Origin of the sequence: Flammeovirga agarivorans (assembly GCF_012641475.1) — a bacterium.
In the GTDB taxonomy this organism is placed as follows: Bacteria; Bacteroidota; Bacteroidia; order Cytophagales; family Flammeovirgaceae; genus Flammeovirga; species Flammeovirga agarivorans.
Genome location: NZ_JABAIL010000115.1, coordinates 1 through 585, shown reverse-complemented (window position 1 = coordinate 585; position 585 = coordinate 1). Strand labels below are relative to the sequence as shown.

Annotated in this window: 1 protein-coding gene; it reads right to left on the bottom strand. The window is 52.5% G+C overall.

Going from position 1 to position 585, the window contains the following annotated elements; translation table 11 throughout:
* On the bottom strand, nt 1-585 hold a 585-nt coding region (gene terL / locus HGP29_RS28505; protein ID WP_211093476.1), incomplete at both ends, for a phage terminase large subunit.

Genomic DNA, 585 nt, shown 5'->3' with positions numbered 1-585 from the left:
GTACCCACGGTTGTCCTCAAGTTCCTTGTAGAGCGTCATCTCGGTCTGAGGGGTACCTAGATAGATAACACGACTGGTTGGCAGAGGTTTCAACAGCGCGGCGAACTCCTGAACCAACGTCCAGAGTTTCTCACGAGCACCTTGGGTCGCAGAGTTACCGGGAATCTCCACGTCATCCGCAATGATGATATCAGCACGGCTACCAGTAAGCTGACCCGTAATGCCCACAGACTTAACTGACGGGCTGTGGTCCGGCTTGGCAGGGCCTACATCGAAGCTAATCACAGAATCACGCTGACCGGGGCGAGGCTTAAGCTCACTCAGGAAAGGCAACAAGTCAATGATGTTCTTGATGAAGATGGAGTTAGCGTCCGCACGTTCCTTTGAGGCTGAGACAATCAGTATCTTTAACTGAGGGTCTCGCCACAGGGTCCACACTACGAACGCACACGTGATGAACGACTTCCCGATACCACGGAAAGCCTGAAGGATAAACTTCTTGTTCTTTGGGTCTGCCAGACATTTGGCCATGTCGATTTGACACTTGGTTGGTTCAGGCAGGTTCAGGGCCTTCCAGAGCACGAA